Here is a 16,526-nt window from a genome sequence, read left to right on the forward strand (position 1 = left end):
CGATGTTGCCCCCGCCTGTGATGGTCACTAAGGTCCATCGGGTGACTGCCGGGTCGGCCATGGGCCACGCACGAGTGAGGTTCCCGGCCTCGGCGTGAGCCCGAGGCGGGCAAGAGGCCCGCCCACTTCTCCGCGTCTTGGCTCCCGGCGCCCGCATACGGCGCCGCATTCCAGCGGAAGATCCCAAAGCGGAGACACACCACTGATGTCCTATGACCAGCATGACCCGCATGAATCCGCGCCGCCGACGGCCGGCGTCCAGCTGAACCACACTGCCATCTACGCAAGCGACCGGCACCTGTCTGCCGAGTTCCTCGCCGCGGTCCTGGGCCTGAAGGTCGGCGCCCCGTTTGGACCGTTCCTCCCCGTCGACCTCGGCAACGGCGTGACGCTCGACTACTACGAGAAGAGGGACGAGCCGATCCAGTCGCAGCACTACGCCTTCCTTGTCCCTGACGAACAGTTCGACGCCGTGATCACCCGTCTGACGGCGGTCGGGGTCACCTACTACGCCGACCCCAGCCACACCGAACCCGGCCAGATCAACCGTCTATTCGGTGGTCGCGGCGCCTACTTCGACGACCCGGACGGTCACAACATGGAGGTCATGACTCGGCCTTACATCCGCCCTTAGGGCGCGACAGGACCGCCATGATGCGGCGTTTGCGCAGGTAGGCTCGGTTGCCGGGGGACGAGTAGGCCTTGTCCCCCGGCGACCGCGTCCGGCCGGGTGCGGGGGCAGCGAACGGTCCGGCGCGGGGCGCCGGTGGGGCGCGGGTGGGGCGGGTCAGCGGAGGGTGACCTCCAGGGTGGCGCCGTAGGTGTGGCGGGTGGTGGCCTCGACGCGGGTCGCGCCGCGGGAGCGGGTGACGCGGATGCCGTCGGCGGCGGAGAGCGCCCGCAGCCGGCGCCCGCGCAGCAGCACCGTGACGGTGTCGCGCGTGGTCGTGGGGTCGGCGACGGAGACCGTGGTGGTGCCGTCGTGCCGCTCGCGGACGAGTACGGAGGCGGGGCCGTCGACCTCCAACTCCCCCGCGCGGTGCGGCCCGGCGGCGAAGGCGTTGGCGGCGGTGATGCCCAGGCCCGCGTGGCGTACGGCCTGGAAGGCGGTGGAGTTGGCGAGCACCGACAGCGGACCGGGCCGCCCATCCGCACCGTGCGCACCGTGCGCACCGCCAGATCCGTACGCCCGCAGCGCGCTCTCCGTCGCGCCCGGCACCAGCGCGTACGCGAACGAGGTCGGCGCCGCGCCGGCCGGCTGGTCGCGGCCGACCGAGAAGACCTGCTTGGTGACGGCGGTGTCGGGATTGGACGTGCGGATCGCCCGCCGGCTGCGGGTCACGGTCTCCAGGCTCACCCGCACCCGCGCGTGCGGGTCCTGGCCGGGGCCGTCGAGCAGGACGTAGCCGATCGCGGTGCCCTGCCCGCCGTCGGCGTAACGCAGCCACGCCAGCGGGGCCGTGCCGGGGCCGGTGAACGGCGTGCCGTCGCGCAGTCGGCCGGTGACGCTCACCGGGTCCGCGGGTGCGGCGATGCGGGTGTCGAAGGTCGTCGTCACCGCGCGGCCCGCGCCGGCGCCCGTACCGTCGCCGACCCCCGCCGCGAGCACCACCACCTCGTCGTCGAAGAGGTACCAGGACTTGGTGGCCCGCGCGTCGCGGTAGGCGACGAAGTCGGCGGGGAGCAGGCCGGCTCGGGCGGCGGCGTACGCCGCGTCATCGGACAGCACCAGGCCGCAGGTGCCGTACGTACCCGAACGCGCGCCCCCGGAATGGGAGTTGGTGGACAGCGGGAAGTAGACGTAGGTGTTCTGCGACTCCGACGAGGAGGTGAACCCGGCCGCCGGGTTGTCGTACCACGCGGTGCCGTACAACTCCGGTACGGTCTCGCGGGTTTCGACGGGCGCGGTCACCCCGCCGAGCGCGTAGGGCGATACGGCGGTGAAGTAGTCGACGCCGAACGCCTGCGTCTGGTCCTGGCCGGACAGGTAGAGGTAGTGCGCGCCCGCGCCCTGGAACCAGGGCATCAGGTTCTCGCCGCTCATGTACTCGTAGCCGCTGATCCGGGTGGAGCTGCGGGCGAGGGTGAACGCCCAGCCGGGGCGGCGGTGCACGACGCGGTCCATCGCGTTGAACGCCGAGTGCTGCGCGGGTGCGTTGAGGTCGGCGGCGGGTACGGAGGTGTCGGCGAGGATGTCGGCGTAGCGGGCCACGCTGACCGGGGAGACGAACGACGCCGGGTTCACCGGTGTGCGCGACTCCTGCCGGACGAACTTGGCGTACCCGGCGAGCGCGGTCGCGTCCGCGCCGGTGGTGTACGCCGACAGGTCCACCACGGACTCCACGACGGTGCCGACGTCGGCGTAACCGGTGCCGGTGCGCGAGACCGCGCGGCCCTTGACCGCCTCCATCATCCAGCCCTCGAAGATCAGCGGCGCGAAGCTGTTCGCGACCCAGCCGCGCGCCGCCCCCACCAGGTCGGCGCCCGCCAGGTAGTCGGTGCCGTCGAGGAGTTTGACGGTCTGCACGATCCGGGTGAGCAGCCCGGTGCCGTACGAGCCGGTGTAGGCGACGGACGCGTGCTGGAGGTAGGACCCGTCGGCGTAGAACCCGTCGGTGACGCCGTGCTGGAGGGCGTACGGGTCGATCGTGGCGAGCACCGTCTCCTGGTCCGCGACGGCCTTGGTGATCCGGGCGTCGTCGTCGAGCAGCGCGCCCTGCATGATCCGGTCGGTGGTGATGTCGGCGAGGTTGGCGCCGGTGTGGAAGCGGGAGTCGAGGTCGACGTCGCCGTCCTTGCCGTTGCGCAGGTAGGCGTCCATCGCGGCGACGTAGGTCGCGGGGAGGTCCGGCCGGGAGGCGGCGACGGTGTCCTTGAGCAGGATCAGGGTCTTGGTGGCGTACTGCGAGATGCCGATCTCCCAGTTGAACCAGTTGCCGTAGTAACCGGTCGCCTGGTCGCCGTAGTAGTGGTCGTAGAGCCACTGCAACCCGTCGACCACGCGCTGCTGTACGGCCGCGTCGCCCGCGAGGTCGGCGGCGCCGCCCGGCACGCGGGTGGCCAGCGCGATCTCGTACAGGTACTGGAAGGAGGAGGTGAGGTTGGTGTCGCTGGTGCCGAGGGCGAGCCCGCCGAACAGCTGGTCGCCGCCCGCCGCCGCGTCCATCGCGGTCAGCCGGGTGCGGGCGGTCGCCGCGATCGCGGCGAGCTTGGCGGCGACGTCCGGCCGGGCGTTGGACTGGGCGGTGCCCGCGAACACGTCCACGGTGTTGGCCAGGATCTGCGCGCGGTCGGCGGGGGTGCCGGCGGCGGCCTTGGCGGCGGTGGCGGTGCGGGCTCCGGTGCGGGGGGCGGCGCCGGTGCCGGTGGCGTCGGCCCACGCGCGGGACGGCTGCGCCGCGGCCAGCAGGGCGGTCGCGGGCACCGCGGCGATCAGGGCACGGCGGGAGATCTGCACGGCGGGACCCTCCAAGGGCGGACGACAGAAAGCGCTTGCCGCATTCAAGCAACACCCTTTCCGCGTGTCACTAGGTTTCACACGATCACGGGAGCGCGGCATCTTCCGCCAGGTGGGGGCCGCCTGCGGCGGGGCCATGCGGGCCACGCGGGCTACGCGGACCACGGGGGTTACGGGGACTACGGGGACTACGGTGGGGCCACGTCCACCGGGCGGGTGCGGGGGCGCGCGTCCACCCGGGTGGGCGCGGGGCGGGTCCGGAACCGGCGATCGCGGCCCAACGTGCCCTGCGCACCGGCACCGTGAGAGGGGCAGCTATGGATCGAGGTACCCGCGGCGAACTCATGGGCCAACTGGCCGGGGCGATCGGGGCCGTCACGACCGCGCACCCGGTGCGGGTCGCCGTCGACGGGCCGCCCGCCGCCGGCAAGACCACGCTGGCCGACGAACTCGCCGTCGTCCTGCGGGCGCAGGGCCGCGAGGTCATCCGCGCGACCGTCGACGACTTCCTCTTCCCCCGCGCACAGCGCTACCGACGCGGCCGGTACTCGGCCGAAGCCTGCTACTTCGACGCCCACGACCACGTATCGCTGCGCCGGGTCCTGCTCGACCCGCTGGGCCCGGGCGGGCACCGGAGGTTCCAGCACTCCGTCTACGACAAGGACACCGACCGCGCGCTGTCGCTGCCGCCCACGACCGCCCCCGCGAACGCCGTACTCCTCTTCGACGGCGTCTTCCTCCTGCGCCCGGAACTCGTCGACCGGTGGGAGCTGCGCATCCTCGTATCCGTCCCCTTCGAGCAGACGGTGGGCCGCGCCCGGGACCGGGACACGGCCCAGGCCGGGCCCTCCGCCGATGCCGCCGACGTCGAACGGTCCTGGCGCGAGCGCTACATCCCCGCCCAGCGGCTCTACGCCGCCACGGCCCACCCGGCCGACCACGCCGACTTCATCGTGGACAACGCCCAACTCCGGCGCCCGGCCTGGGAAGCCCGACCACGCTGACCGGCACGGCAGGAGACACGGCAGGAGACGACGACGGCTCGCCGGCGATTCAGCGTCGCGCGGAGTCGAGAGGGGAGGACTCTCCGAGAGGGCGGGTCTCGCCGAGAGGGCGGGACTCGTCGAGATGGCGGGTCTCGCCGAGGCTGACGACCTGGCGGTTGTGGTAGAAGTCGTCCTCGCGCAGCGTGGTGATGCTGCCGGAGGGGGCCCGGAAGCCGACGTAACCGGCCGACTCGATCGGCATCCTGATCCAGGACGCCACGACGAAGGTCAGCGAGCCGCCGTGCGTCACGACGATCTGGTGTGCGCACGGACGTCGCAGGATGTCGTCCATGGCCGCGTAGACGCGCCGCGCCAACTCCGCCCTCGTCTCGGCGCCTTCCACGCCCTCGTCGTGGTCCATCCGTTCCCCGACCGCCGGCGGCGGGACGAAGCGCCGGTCCAGCCACTCCTGCGGCCTTCCCCCCGCCTGACCGTAGGACTTCTCCCGCAGCCGGCGATCGAGGACCGGCCGCACGCCGAACACGTCGGCCACCTCCTCGGCGGTCCGCCGGGTGCGCCGCAGATCCGAGGAGAACAGCTCCACCTCGGCGCCGTCCGGCACCCGGGCCCGGAGTGTTCGGGCGATGGAGCCCGCCGCGCGGACTCCGGCGGGCGTCAGGCGCGAGTCGTGCCACCCGCCGACGACCCCCTCGACGTGGTGCGTCGCCTCCGGATGCGTGACGACGTGGACTGTGCGCACGAGAGTCCGCCCTTCGGGTCGATGACGTCCTGCTGACCGGCACCCACCCTGGCACGCGCGACCGGCCCTTCTCAGGGTGTCAGTAGGCGCGGCGATACTGCGGCGGGATGCGTACCTCGGCTCCCAGTGCCTTGGCGGCGTCGAGGGGCCAGGTCGGGTGGCGCAGGAGTTCGCGGCCGATCAGGATCGCGTCGGCCTCGGAGTTGGCGAGGATCTTGGCGGCCTGGTCGGGCTCGGTGATCATGCCGACGGCGGCGACCGGCACTCCGGTCTCCGCCTTCACCCGCGCGGCGAAGGGAACCTGGTAGCCCGGCCCGACCGTGATCTTCGCGTCGGGGACGATGCCGCCGCTCGACACGTTCAGCAGGTCAACGCCGTGGTCGGCCAGCAGTGTCGCGAGGCGGACGGTGTCGTCCACGGTCCAGCCCTCGCGGTCGTCCGAAGGGTTCTCGGTGAGCCAGTCCGTCGCGGAGACGCGGGCGAAGAGCGGCAGGTCGTCGGGCCAGACGGCACGCACGGCGTCCACGACACGGAGGGCGAACCGGGTCCGGCTCTCGAAGGAGCCGCCGTAGGCATCCGTGCGGTGGTTGGTGACCGGCGACAGGAACTGGTGGATCAGATACCCGTGTCCGGCGAGCAGTTCGACCACCTGGTACCCGGCCGCGGCCGCCCGACGCGCCGCCGCCGCGAACTCCTCGACGATCCGGTCGATATCGGCGAGGGTCAGTTCGCCGGGGCCGGCCGGCCGCCAGCCGCCCTGCTCCGGACCGAGCCGCTTGCCGCCCAGCCACTGACGGTCGGTCGACCCCTTGCTGCCGGAGTGCGACAGCTGGATGCCGGGCACGGCACCCAGCGAGGTGACCAGAGCGGTGATCCGCTGGAACCCGGGAAGCTGCGCGTCGGTCCAGATGCCCAGGTCGTAGGGGGTGGTCCGGCCGGTGGGGCTCACCCCCGTGCCCTCGGTCAGGATCAGGCCGGCGCCACCGGCCGCGCGGGCGCCCTGGTGCGCGAGGTGCCAGTCGGTGGGGACGCCGACGGCCGGCCCCTCCGACCCCGCGCTGTACTGGCCCATCGGCGGCATCCACACGCGGTTGGGGATGGTCAACGCTCGCAAGCGGAAGGGCTCGAACAACTGGCTCATGGAGATGTCTCCTCAGGGCACACGGCCGGGGCGGCACGCCTTAGTTCGACGATTACCGTATTACGAGATTCATCGAACATCAAAGTTCGAGATTTGTCGAACTACGAGATCCGTCGCAGTAGACTCGCCGTATGCCTCCTCACAGCGCCGGCGCGGCAACTCCGAGCCGGCAACTGGACCATCCCGAGCCCGCCGACATCCGGCTGGAGGCGGTGCTGCACGCCTGCGCCGACCCGATGCGGCTCCGCATCATCCAGGCGCTGGCCGCCGACGCCGCGTCGGCTTGCGGGGAGATCGGGCTCGTGTGCAGCAAGTCCACCGCCACCTACCACTTCCGCGTGCTACGCGAAGCGGGCGTGATCACCCAGCGCTATCAGGGCACCGCGAAGATCAACGAACTGCGCCGCGCCGATCTGGACGCGGTCTTCCCCGGGCTGCTGGACACGCTGCTCGCGTCGGCGGCCGCGCAGTCCGGCAGGTCCAGCGAGTCCTGAGGGGCGGAGCGCGCGCCACCGGGTCTGCCACCGGGTGAGCCGGTGGGTGCGGCGGGAGGAGAGCACGGGCACGGGCATCGCGTCCGTGGACCGCGGGCGCGGGGTCAGGTCAGGATGATCGGGTTGGTGAGTGCGGCGGCGGCTCCGTCGGGGTGGCGGACCTCGACGCGGACGAACGCCGAGTCCTCCGCCGTCGTGTCCCACCGCACCACGCCTGGCCCGTCACCGGGGAGCGACGCGCGGTGCGCCTTTCCCCGGTCGGTGTGGAAGCTGACGGTCGCCGTCGGCACACCGCGTACGGCTGCCCGCACTTCGACCGGCCGGCCCCGGGTGGCGAGTCGTTCTCCCACCCCGGCGACGCGACCATCGGCGCCGGCGGTGAAGGACACGTCCACGTCCGCCGACCCGGCGATCCAGCTGCGGCCCGCGCGGATCGCGGCCAGGACCGCCTGCGTACTCAGCTCCTCGGCGAAGACCACGGTGTGGGGGATGCCGATCTGCCCCTCCAGGTGCGTGTCGCTGTTGCCCATCGCCGGCCGCCACGCGCCCGTCCGGAGGTCCGCCGCCAGGCCGCGTCCCCACTCCGCCAGGGCGGCCTCGTTGTCGGCGTTCCAGGGCTGGTCCGACGTCCACAGCCCGTTCCACACCTCCACGACGTCGAAGCCCCGGAAGGGGAACATGAAGTCGCCCGACGGGTAGGGCGCGTGCGGGTGCGCGGCCACGCACAGGCCCCCGACGCGATGGACCTGGCCCAGGCACCGGTCGACCAGTCCGTCCCTGACCTGGTGGTTCCAGTCGACGACCTGGCCGGGGTCGATGCCGAGCGCGAGCCAGTGCCCGGTCTTCGTGACCACTTCCTCACCGAGGACGATCAGGAAGTCGTCGGCGGCCAGATGCCCCCACGCCCCGGGCGCGGCAGCCGAGTTGTGCTCCGTCGTCGCGATGAAGTCGAGCCCGGCGGCGCGTGCCCGGACGGCCAGCTCCCCGGGCGTGAGTTCCCCGCCGCCCGACCGGACGGAGTGGACATGGCAGTCCCCGCGGTACCAGGCCGCCCCGCGTCCGACCGCCCGCACCGGCGGGAAACCCGCACTGGACAAGGTTCTCCCTCCGAGGTCCTGCCGAGCCAACGCGCGGGCCGAGCAGCCGGTTCCTGCCACCTCGGCACCACCGCCACCCCAAGGCACGGCACGGCACGGCACGGCACGGCACGCCACGGCCCCCCGGGCGTACACCCAGGGGGCCGGCGGTGCCGGGCGGCGCTCAGTAGGCGACGTCCCCCACGCTGGCGCGGTCGAAGTGCAGGTAGAACTTCGTGCCGTCAAGGACCCCGGTGGCGGCCGTGCCCCAGGTCACGGCACTGATCCAGGTGGCCTTGTTGCAGGAGTTCGTCGCCTGGAAGCATGTCTGGACCCACAGGCTGTTGTTGGGCCTGACATTGATGTCCGCGCAGACCGACGACGTGGTGACCCAGCCGCTCGACGGCCACCTGTTGTTGCCGCTGGTGGAGTAGATGTTCGAGCTTCCGTAGCAGTCCAAGGGCGCCGCCGCGCTGGCCGACGAGCCGGCCGCGACCGTCAGCCCGCTCGCTGCGAGCGCGACGGCCGCCAGCGCGGTGATGCCTCGTGAACGGATACGCATGTTCCCTCCCGTCTGTGGAACGGCAGGCCAGGACACCGGGCGGTGCCGAGCCGGCCGATCCCTCGTGTGGTTGCTTGCGGGGTGCCGCGGGGTCGTCAGTCCGTGGTGGGTACGTAGAGGTAGCAGCCGGCACCGACGTAGCCGAGCATCTGGTCCCCGGTCGCCGGTCCGACGACGCCGTCCACGCTCAGGTGCGGGTTCATGCCCGTCTGGTTCCACCACTGCTGGAAGGACTTGACACCCGAGTAGGTCCGGGGGCCGAACACGCCGTCGACCGTGACGTGGGCGGGGGCCGGCGAGTTGTCGATGGCCTCCTGGACGCACTCCACCCCGTTGTGCGTGTTCGCGTAGCCGTATCCGATCCAGCCGGCACCGGTCGTCGCGCCGGCGGTGCCGACGAACCCGCCCACGGCGCACACCAGGGCGGTGGCCGTGATCGCCGCTCCGCGGGCACCCGCTCTCATCCGCTTCATTCCCCGTCCTCCCCGTCCTCCGCGGCGCGCGGCCACACCGTGGGACCGCGCACTCCGTGATCCGATGTTCGGGTCCCACGGTGCGGCAGAAGCCGCGCCGGGTCATTGACGGTGCGCGCACCGCCCTTGGCACTCCGCGCAGGAACGACGACCAGGACCCGGACACGTTCATCCCCCGGACCGACGGCGCTCCTTGCCTCCGCACCCCCGCTCGGGCCGGCCGGCACGCGGAAGCACGAGGTCAGACGTGCGGGGTCCGGGCGACGGCGTGCGCGGCCGTCCACCGGTCGACACGTTCCCACTGGGTGAGCAGCCAGTCGCTGCGGGCCTCCTCGCCCGGCGGAATCGCGGCGGCCGGTATCCGCCACCAGTGGGCCCGCACCCCGCGCGTGAACGGAAGGACGGACCAGGCGGTCCGGACCGAGTCGATGACGTCGAGCCCGGCATGGGTCACGAAGACGACGTCCGCGGTGGGCGCGGCGGCCAGCGCGGCCAACGCCCCGCCGTCGCGCGGCGGCAGCACGTAATGCAGCCGGGACGCGCGGGCGGCGCGGCGGTAGAGGCCGCGGCGGCGCAGCATGGCGATCACGCGGCGGTGGCGGCGCGGGGTGAAGTTGCCGCCCTCGGGGAAGAGCACGAGCGCGTCGCCGGGGCGCAGTCCTGCCGCGAGATCGGCGATGCCGTCGACGGCGGTGCCCGAGGCGGGCGGCACGAAGCAGTGCGGCACCCGGCCGAGGAGCACGTCCAGGCAGGGGTCGGCGCGCAGCGCGCCCTTGAGCACGGTGTGCGGGCGCAACCCGGCCTCGGTGAGCAGGATCTGGAGCAGCAGGAAGGAGTCGCCGAGACCGGCGTGCCGGACGAGTACGAGCAGGGGCGCGCGACGCGGGTCGCTCCCGGGCGCGACGCGTTCGTACGGTCGGCCACCCATCAGGGCGCTTGCCCGCGGGGCGCTTCCACCGGAGACGTCGCCACCCGAGCCGTCGCCATGCGAGGCGTCACCGTGCGAGACGTCACCGTGCGAGACGTCACCGTGCGAGACGTCGCCATCCGAGGCGTCACCGTGCGAGCCGTCGCCACCCGGGCCGCTTCCGCGCGGGACGGCCGGAGTGACCTCGACCCTGAGCCGGAAGACGTGTTCCGCGGCCCGGCGCAGGACAGCCAGCAGCCGGGCGAGCGTACGGAACGCGGTGTCCTCCCGCCGGCGTCGGGCGGCCGGGCGCGGGGACGGGTCGCGCAGGAACACCACGGTCGCCGTCACCAGCCCGGCCAGGTCCGCCAGCAGGTAGAGCAGCGCGAACCCGGCCACCCGGGTCTGCCGCCACGGCCCCCGGGTGGCGAGGGAGACCGGCGCGCCGAGCACGGTCACGGCCACCAACAGGGCCGCCGTCAACGGGATCAGGGCCAGGAGCAGCGCGGTGGTGGCCGCCCGCCGCCCGAGGGTCACCGCGAGGGACACGGCCGAGGATGCGGAAGCGGAGACGGAGGCGGACACGGAGGCGGGTGCGTCCGACGGCACGGACGCAGCCGCGGACGCGGCCGCGGACGGGTGGGGCGGGGGTGTCGTCATGCGGGGGCGCCGCCTTTCGGGGCGAGGGCGGTGTCGAGGTAGCGCGAGGACGCCGCGTAGGCGCGCTCGATGCGTTCCGCGGTCGCCCCGAACGCGGCGCGCCTGCGGAGTTGGCGCAGCGTCCCGCCGGTCTCGTCACGGGTGGAGGCGCTGGGCAGCACGTGCACGGTGACGTCCGGCGGCAGGTCGGCCATGTCCCGGGCGAAACGGTGCCTGCGGGCGATCTCGAAGGCGACGGTGGCGACTTCCCACGGCAGCCGGGGCGGGGTGAGCGCGTGCTCGACCCGGCCGACCTGGAGCACGTAGATCTCGCGGGCGCCGAGCGCCACCGCCCGGCCGACCGGGATGCTGTTGACCAGCCCGCCGTCCACGAAGTGCGCGTCGCCCAGCCGGACCGGCGGCAGCAGCCCCGGCACCGAGCAGGACGCGAGCACCGCGTCGGCCAGCGGTCCGCCGTCGAACCAGTGCTCGGCCGCGTCCTCGATCCGCGCCGCGACGCACTGGAACGGTACGGCCAGGTCCTCGATCCGGGTGACCGGCAGATGGGTGCGCAGCAACGTACGCAGGGGCGCCGCCGCGTAGAGGTGGGTACCGCTGCGCAGCGCCGTGGACAACCGCGCCGCCAGCGAGCCGGTGAAGACCCCGGCCCGGCCCAGCCCCGTCCACAGTTCCTCCAGTCGGGCCACCGCGGACTGCGACGGGTCCGCCGCGACCGCCGCGCCGTTGATCGCCCCCACCGACGTGCCCAGCACCAGGCCGGGCCGCACCCCCGCGGCGAACAGCGCCTTCAGCATCCCCACTTCGTGCGCTCCCAGCGCCCCGCCGCCGCCGAGTACGAACGCCCGCCCGCCCTCGTCTCCCGCGCCGCTGTCCATGCCACCCCGCGTGCCCCGCCCCACCGGCCGCAATCCCGCCGGGCGCCCGGCCCTACCGGCAGCCGGGCACCGAGCCACCCGCGCACCCGGGCTCCCCCGGACACCCGGCCACCGGGTTCGCCCCCCCCTGACGCGATGTCAGCCCCGGCCGCCGCGCACCCGCCCGTGCAGGTGCATGTCGTGCCAGCCGTCCGCGTGCCGCGCCGCCCCGCGGCGTACGCCCTCCTGCGCGAAGCCGGTCGCGACCGCCACCCGGCAGGACGCCGGATTGGCGGCGGAGTGCGCCAGTTCGAGCCGGTGGAAGCCGCCGTCGCCCAGCGCCCAGGCCGCGAGCGCGCGGACCGCGCCGGAGCAGACCCCGGTGCCGCGCGCCGCCGGAACCGTCCAGTAGGCCATCTCCGCCTGCCCGTCGGCGAGGTCGAACGCCTTCAGCGCCACCCGGCCCAGCAGCGCGTCGGTCGCCGCGTCCGCCACCGCCCAGTGCCCGCCGGTCTCGGCGGGCCAGGCGCCGCGCCACTGCTCGATCCACTCCCCCGCCTCGGCGACGGAGTCGGCGCGGCGCACGTGCCAGCGCTGGATCTGCGGGTCCTGGTAGGCGGCGTGGACGGCGCCGGCGTCGTCCGGCCGCCAGGGCCGCAACTGCCGCCCGCCCTCGACCGGGAGGAACGGCTGCCCGGTCGAACGAAGTGCGCCGGCGGGTATCGCGGGGGTGGCCAGAGAGGGCATGCTCGTATTGTCTCCACCCGGCCGGGCCGCCGCGGGCCCTCCCGGACGGGCTCCCCGTGCTCCTCCCGTGCTCCTCCCGTGCTCCCTCCCGGGCGAGCCGCGGGCCGGACCGCTCCCCCGGGCCACCCGGGCGCCGCGCACCGGCAACTCCGGTTCCCCAGATCCCCCTTGAGGACCTGAGACGTTTCAAAAGTGCATAGAATAACCGCGCCGAGCAGGCTCCGCAATGGGGCGTACCGGCACGATTCGGAGACGATGCCCACCGCTCGGCTCCGCCCGCCACCGAACCCCCGCGGACCATGATCGTATCCGCGACCGTACACAAGACCCGGGTCCCGCCTCCGACGACCGCCGCGACCAGGGCGGTTGGCCGTCCGGAGGGAACCCGTCAGGTCCGGACGCACGCGCGGGCACCCCGGCCGGGCACCCCCGCCGCGCCCGCCGGCGAGCGCCCCGGGAGCCCGCGCCGCCGGCCCGTACGGCGGCCCCCGCGGGCCGACGCGCCCACCAGCGCTCTTCCCCGCCAACGGATATTACGTGCGGGACCCTAGACGTCACGTGACGCAGGACATAGTCTCGCGTCCGTCAACTTTTGTGAAACGTTCCAATTTACCGGTGGCCCGACGTTCGGACGGAGGGCACGACGAGTCCCGGACGACGTTCCGGGGAGGGGGTGGGCACACATGTGGCGAGCCCGCCGCGCAAGCGCACCACACCAAGACGAGGACCTGGCACGATGAAAGATCCCGTAGGCAAGGACCCGCTCCTCGTCCTGGAGCAGGCGGCAAAGCGCTTCGGCGCGGTGCGCGCGCTCGAGGACGGGTCGGTCACCCTGTACCCAGGCGAGGCACACGCCCTGTTGGGCGAGAACGGCGCGGGCAAGTCCACGCTGGTGAAGATCCTCGCCGGCGTGCACCAGCCCGACAGCGGCCGGCTGCTGATCGGCGGCACCCCGGTCGTCCTGTCCGGGCCCGCGGCCTCCCGCGCCGCCGGGGTGTCGATCATCTACCAGGAGCCCACCCTCTTCCCCGACCTCACCGTCGCGGAGAACATCTTCATGGGCCGCCAGCCGCGCCGCGCCGGCCGCCGGATCGACCGGACCGCGATGAACAAGGCGGCCGTCGCGGTCTTCGAGCGGCTGGGCGTCCAGTTGGACCCGCAGCGCCAGGCCCGCGGCCTGTCCGTCGCCGACCAGCAGATCGTCGAGATCGCCAAGGCGCTGTCCCTGGACGCCAAGGTGCTGGTGATGGACGAGCCGACCGCCGCGCTGACCTCGGTGGAGGTGGAACGCCTCTTCGACGTGATGCGCACGCTGCGCGAGCAGGGCGCGGCGGTGCTGTTCATCTCGCACCGGATCGAGGAGGTGCTGGCGAGCTGCCAGCGCGTCACCATCATGCGCGACGGGCGCTTCGTGAGCACCGCGCCGATCGAGGACGTGACCGCCGACTCGATCATCCGCTCGATGGTCGGCCGCGAGCTGGGCACGCTCTTCCCGAAGACGCAGACCGACCCGGGCGCGACCGTGCTGGAGGTCGAACACCTCACCCGGGAGGGCGTCTTCCACGACATCAGCTTCACCGTGCGCAGGGGCGAGATCGTCGGCCTGGCCGGGCTGGTCGGGGCCGGCCGCAGCGAGGTCGCCCGCGCCGTCTTCGGCATCGACCGGTGGACGTCGGGCACGGTCAAGGTGGGCGGCAGGAAGCTGCGCAACGGCAACCCGGCCGACGCGATGGCCGCCGGCGTGGCGCTGGTCCCCGAGGACCGCCGCCAGCAGGGCCTGGTGATGGACATGGGCATCGACCGCAACGTCGCGCTCGCCTCGCTGGAGCGGCTGGGCCGGTTCGGGCTGATCCAGCGCGGCTCGGAGCGCGAGCTGGCACTGACCTGGGCGGAGCGCCTGCAGTTGAAGTTCGGCCGGATGAGGAACCCGGTCGCCACCCTGTCGGGCGGCAACCAGCAGAAGGTCGTGCTCGGCAAGTGGCTGGCCCGCGGCCCCTCCCTGCTGATCATCGACGAACCGACCCGAGGTATCGACGTCGGGACCAAGGCCGAGGTGCACCGCATCCTCGACGGACTGGTGGCCGACGGGATGGCGGTGCTGATGATCTCCTCCGAACTGCCCGAAGTGCTGGGCATGGCCGACCGGGTGCTGGTCCTGCACGAGGGCCGGATCACCGCCGAACTCAGCCGCGCCGAGGCCGACGAGGACTCGATCATGCGCGCCGCCACCGGATACGCGGCGGTGGCGTCATGACCGCACAGCTCACCGCGCCGGCCCCGGCGCCCGACACCCAGCGCTTCGCCCGCGGCGCCGCCCTGCTGCGGGCCCGGGAACTGGGCATCGGCGTCGTCATCGTGCTGGTCTTCGTCGCCACCACGATCAGCAACCACGCCTTCGCCAACCCGCACAGCATCCAGCAACTGCTCACCGGCGCCTCGCTGATCGCGCTGCTCGGCGTCGGCGAGACGATGGTCATCGTCACCCGCAACGTGGACCTGTCGGTCGGCTCGGTGGTCGGCCTGTCCGCGTACGTCGTCGGCGACGTCTTCAAGCACCACTCCGGCTTCCCGGTGCTGCTGGGCTACGTGCTCGGCATCCTGGTCGGCGCCCTGGTCGGCTCGATCAACGGCCTGATCACGGTCGTGACCCGGGTGCCGAGCCTGGTGGTGACGCTCGCGATGCTCTACATCGTCCGCGGGGTGGACGGGGTGATCGTCGACGGCAAGACCATCGACCCGGGGGCGATCCCCAAGTCCTTCACCGAGGTGGGGTACCGGACCTTCCTCGGCGTGCCGTGGCTGGCCATCATCGTGGCGGTCGTGGTCGCGGTCGTGGGGTACGCGATGCGCTCCTTCCGGGCCAGCCGCGACCTGTACGCGATCGGCTCCAACCCGGAGGCCGCCGCACTGGCCGGCATCCCCGCCGGGCGACGGGTGTTCACCGCCTTCCTGATCAGCGGCGCGCTCGCCGGCCTGGCCGGGTCGCTGTTCCTCGCGCTGCACGCCCAGATCGACGTCACCGGCGGCAACGGCTACGAGCTGACGGTCGTCGCCGCGGTGGTCGTCGGCGGGGTGGCCATCTTCGGCGGCAGCGGCACCGTGCTGGGCGCCGCCCTCGGCGCTCTGCTGCTCAACACGATCAACCAGGCGCTGGTCGCCGCGAAGATCTCGTCCTTCTGGAACGAGGCGATCGCCGGCGGGCTGCTGCTGGCGGCCATCGCCTTCGACCGCTGGCTGGGCCTGCGGGTGGCCCGCAGCCTCCAGTCCGCACAGGGAGCCCACCGTGACGCCTGACATCACCACCACGAAACCGGCCACCCCCTCCTACCAGGGTGCCGACGACGCCGGGCAGCCGTTCTGGCGCGGGCTGGTGCGCTGGGAGACCGCGCTGGTGTTCGTCCTGATCGCGGTGCTGATCTTCGGGTCGGCGCAGTCGTCGGACTTCCTGGACGGCACCAACTTCTTCTACATCAGCCTGAACATGGGCGAGATCGCCATCATGGCGCTGCCGTTGACGCTGATCGTGATGACCGGCGAGATGGACCTGTCGGTGGCCTCGATGCTGGGGCTGTCCGGCACCGTGATGGGCTCGCTCTTCCACGACGGCTGGTCGGTGTGGGCCGCGATGGCGGCGGCGCTGGCGGTCGGCGCGGCCGGCGGCGCGCTCAACGGCCTGCTGGTGTCGAAGATGGGGCTGCCGTCGATCGCGGTGACGATCGGCACGCTGACCCTCTTCCGCGGCCTCTCCGAGATCGTGCTGGCGCCGCGCACCATCACCGGGTTCCCGATGTCGCTCACCAAGATCGGCGTGATGCCGGTGCAGGGCACGAAGATCGCCTGGTCCGCGCTGATCTTCCTGGTGCTGGCGGTGATCTTCGGGGTGATCCTGCACGCGACCTCGCTGGGCCGCTCCATCGTGGCGATCGGCCTGCAACCGGAGGCCGCCCGCTTCTCCGGGGTGCGGGTCGACCGGGTCAAGTTCGGGCTCTACGTGGCCTCCGGCCTCTTCTGCGCGCTCGCCGGCATCCTGTTCACCCTGAAGAACTCCTCGGTCAGCTACGACGCCGGCACCGGGCTCGAACTCAACGTGGTGGCGATCGTGCTGCTCGGCGGGGTGTCGATCTTCGGCGGCCGGGGCACCGTGATCGGCGTGGTGCTCGCGGTGGTCATCGTCGGCTGCCTCCAGCAGGCGCTGACCCAGATGGGCGTCCAGCCGGAGGTGCAGAACATCGTCACCGGCGCGCTGCTGCTGGTGAGCGTCGTCGTGCCCAACGGCGGCGAGCTGGTGCGCCGGATCAGAGCCCGCGCCAAGCGGGGCCCGCTGCCCGCCGCCTGACCCGCCGCCACCCGGAGCCCGCGGCTCCACCCGGCCACCCCGTCCGGAGCCGCGGCTCCACCCCCGCCACCTC

At 73.0% G+C, this 16,526-nt stretch carries 15 protein-coding genes; 6 read left to right on the top strand and 9 right to left on the bottom strand.

Features of this window, described 5'->3' with window-relative positions:
- The first annotated feature begins 205 nt into the window (after positions 1 to 205).
- Positions 206 to 634 (top strand): VOC family protein, encoded by a 429-nt coding sequence (locus AB0399_RS09695; RefSeq protein ID WP_366410891.1) that lies wholly within the window; start codon positions 206 to 208, stop codon positions 632 to 634.
- Between the two features lie 153 nt (positions 635 to 787).
- Here AB0399_RS09695 and AB0399_RS09700 read toward each other — a convergent pair whose 3' ends face one another.
- Complete coding sequence (locus AB0399_RS09700; RefSeq protein ID WP_366410892.1) at positions 788 to 3,457, bottom strand: polysaccharide lyase family 8 super-sandwich domain-containing protein; 2,670 nt, start codon at positions 3,455 to 3,457, stop codon at positions 788 to 790.
- Between the two features lie 317 nt (positions 3,458 to 3,774).
- Here AB0399_RS09700 and AB0399_RS09705 point away from each other — a divergent pair, with 317 nt between their 5' ends.
- Complete coding sequence (locus AB0399_RS09705) at positions 3,775 to 4,461, top strand: cytidylate kinase family protein (RefSeq protein ID WP_366410893.1); 687 nt, start codon at positions 3,775 to 3,777, stop codon at positions 4,459 to 4,461.
- Positions 4,462 to 4,510: 49 nt separating this feature from the next.
- Here the strand turns inward: AB0399_RS09705 and AB0399_RS09710 are convergent, their stop codons facing one another.
- Entirely contained in the window at positions 4,511 to 5,203 is a 693-nt protein-coding gene (locus AB0399_RS09710) for a histidine phosphatase family protein (protein WP_366410894.1), read from the bottom strand.
- A 79-nt stretch (positions 5,204 to 5,282) separates the two neighbouring features.
- The gene (locus tag AB0399_RS09715; RefSeq protein WP_366410895.1) at positions 5,283 to 6,344 is read right to left on the bottom strand and encodes an NADH:flavin oxidoreductase/NADH oxidase; all 1,062 of its coding nucleotides are present in this window, start codon (positions 6,342 to 6,344) and stop codon (positions 5,283 to 5,285) included.
- Between the two features lie 131 nt (positions 6,345 to 6,475).
- Between AB0399_RS09715 and AB0399_RS09720 the strand changes: the two genes are divergently transcribed.
- Positions 6,476 to 6,838 carry a helix-turn-helix transcriptional regulator gene (locus AB0399_RS09720; protein WP_366410896.1) on the top strand — a complete coding sequence of 121 codons (363 nt, stop codon included), beginning with the start codon at positions 6,476 to 6,478 and terminating at the stop codon, positions 6,836 to 6,838.
- Positions 6,839 to 6,942: 104 nt separating this feature from the next.
- Here the strand turns inward: AB0399_RS09720 and AB0399_RS09725 are convergent, their stop codons facing one another.
- The 6 genes from AB0399_RS09725 to AB0399_RS09750 form a co-directional block, all read right to left on the bottom strand.
- Positions 6,943 to 7,935: a CehA/McbA family metallohydrolase gene (locus AB0399_RS09725; RefSeq protein WP_366410897.1), complete on the bottom strand. Its 993-nt coding sequence runs from the start codon at positions 7,933 to 7,935 to the stop codon at positions 6,943 to 6,945.
- 163 nt (positions 7,936 to 8,098) lie between these two features.
- Positions 8,099 to 8,476: a hypothetical protein gene (locus AB0399_RS09730; protein ID WP_329362944.1), complete on the bottom strand. Its 378-nt coding sequence runs from the start codon at positions 8,474 to 8,476 to the stop codon at positions 8,099 to 8,101.
- A 95-nt stretch (positions 8,477 to 8,571) separates the two neighbouring features.
- The gene (locus AB0399_RS09735; RefSeq protein ID WP_329362947.1) at positions 8,572 to 8,949 is read right to left on the bottom strand and encodes a peptidoglycan-binding domain-containing protein; all 378 of its coding nucleotides are present in this window, start codon (positions 8,947 to 8,949) and stop codon (positions 8,572 to 8,574) included.
- 241 nt (positions 8,950 to 9,190) lie between these two features.
- Entirely contained in the window at positions 9,191 to 10,516 is a 1,326-nt protein-coding gene (locus AB0399_RS09740) for a 1-acyl-sn-glycerol-3-phosphate acyltransferase (protein ID WP_366410898.1), read from the bottom strand.
- Positions 10,513 to 11,391 carry a patatin-like phospholipase family protein gene (locus tag AB0399_RS09745; RefSeq protein WP_329362950.1) on the bottom strand — a complete coding sequence of 293 codons (879 nt, stop codon included), beginning with the start codon at positions 11,389 to 11,391 and terminating at the stop codon, positions 10,513 to 10,515. Before AB0399_RS09745 ends, AB0399_RS09740 begins: the two co-directional genes overlap by 4 nt.
- A gap of 138 nt (positions 11,392 to 11,529) precedes the next feature.
- Positions 11,530 to 12,117, bottom strand: a complete 588-nt coding sequence (locus AB0399_RS09750; protein WP_366410899.1) for a GNAT family N-acetyltransferase — start codon at positions 12,115 to 12,117, stop codon at positions 11,530 to 11,532.
- Positions 12,118 to 12,853: 736 nt separating this feature from the next.
- Between AB0399_RS09750 and AB0399_RS09755 the strand changes: the two genes are divergently transcribed.
- From AB0399_RS09755 to AB0399_RS09765, 3 genes are read left to right on the top strand one after another with little or no spacing between them, the layout of a single operon-like run.
- Positions 12,854 to 14,371: a sugar ABC transporter ATP-binding protein gene (locus AB0399_RS09755; RefSeq protein ID WP_366410900.1), complete on the top strand. Its 1,518-nt coding sequence runs from the start codon at positions 12,854 to 12,856 to the stop codon at positions 14,369 to 14,371.
- On the top strand, positions 14,368 to 15,411 hold the full coding sequence (locus AB0399_RS09760) for an ABC transporter permease (protein WP_328471668.1): 1,044 nt from the start codon (positions 14,368 to 14,370) through the stop codon (positions 15,409 to 15,411). Before AB0399_RS09755 ends, AB0399_RS09760 begins: the two co-directional genes overlap by 4 nt.
- On the top strand, positions 15,401 to 16,453 hold the full coding sequence (locus AB0399_RS09765; protein ID WP_329362955.1) for an ABC transporter permease: 1,053 nt from the start codon (positions 15,401 to 15,403) through the stop codon (positions 16,451 to 16,453). The genes AB0399_RS09760 and AB0399_RS09765 overlap by 11 nt, the downstream gene beginning before the upstream one ends.
- Positions 16,454 to 16,526: the final 73 nt, after the last annotated feature.

The organism is Streptomyces sp. NPDC088194 (assembly GCF_040702025.1).
Lineage (GTDB): Bacteria > Actinomycetota > Actinomycetes > Streptomycetales > Streptomycetaceae > Actinacidiphila.

What these genes read in the sequence shown, in the direction of transcription:
- AB0399_RS09695 (WP_366410891.1), top strand. Translation starts at nt 206, where the DNA reads ATGTCCTATGACCAGCATGACCCGCATGAATCCGCGCCGCCGACGGCC.
- AB0399_RS09705 (WP_366410893.1), top strand. Translation starts at nt 3,775, where the DNA reads ATGGATCGAGGTACCCGCGGCGAACTCATGGGCCAACTGGCCGGGGCG.
- AB0399_RS09715 (WP_366410895.1), bottom strand. Translation starts at nt 6,344, where the DNA reads ATGAGCCAGTTGTTCGAGCCCTTCCGCTTGCGAGCGTTGACCATCCCC.
- AB0399_RS09720 (WP_366410896.1), top strand. Translation starts at nt 6,476, where the DNA reads ATGCCTCCTCACAGCGCCGGCGCGGCAACTCCGAGCCGGCAACTGGAC.
- AB0399_RS09730 (WP_329362944.1), bottom strand. Translation starts at nt 8,476, where the DNA reads ATGCGTATCCGTTCACGAGGCATCACCGCGCTGGCGGCCGTCGCGCTC.
- AB0399_RS09735 (WP_329362947.1), bottom strand. Translation starts at nt 8,949, where the DNA reads ATGAAGCGGATGAGAGCGGGTGCCCGCGGAGCGGCGATCACGGCCACC.
- AB0399_RS09740 (WP_366410898.1), bottom strand. Translation starts at nt 10,516, where the DNA reads ATGACGACACCCCCGCCCCACCCGTCCGCGGCCGCGTCCGCGGCTGCG.
- AB0399_RS09745 (WP_329362950.1), bottom strand. Translation starts at nt 11,391, where the DNA reads ATGGACAGCGGCGCGGGAGACGAGGGCGGGCGGGCGTTCGTACTCGGC.
- AB0399_RS09750 (WP_366410899.1), bottom strand. Translation starts at nt 12,117, where the DNA reads ATGCCCTCTCTGGCCACCCCCGCGATACCCGCCGGCGCACTTCGTTCG.
- AB0399_RS09755 (WP_366410900.1), top strand. Translation starts at nt 12,854, where the DNA reads ATGAAAGATCCCGTAGGCAAGGACCCGCTCCTCGTCCTGGAGCAGGCG.
- AB0399_RS09760 (WP_328471668.1), top strand. Translation starts at nt 14,368, where the DNA reads ATGACCGCACAGCTCACCGCGCCGGCCCCGGCGCCCGACACCCAGCGC.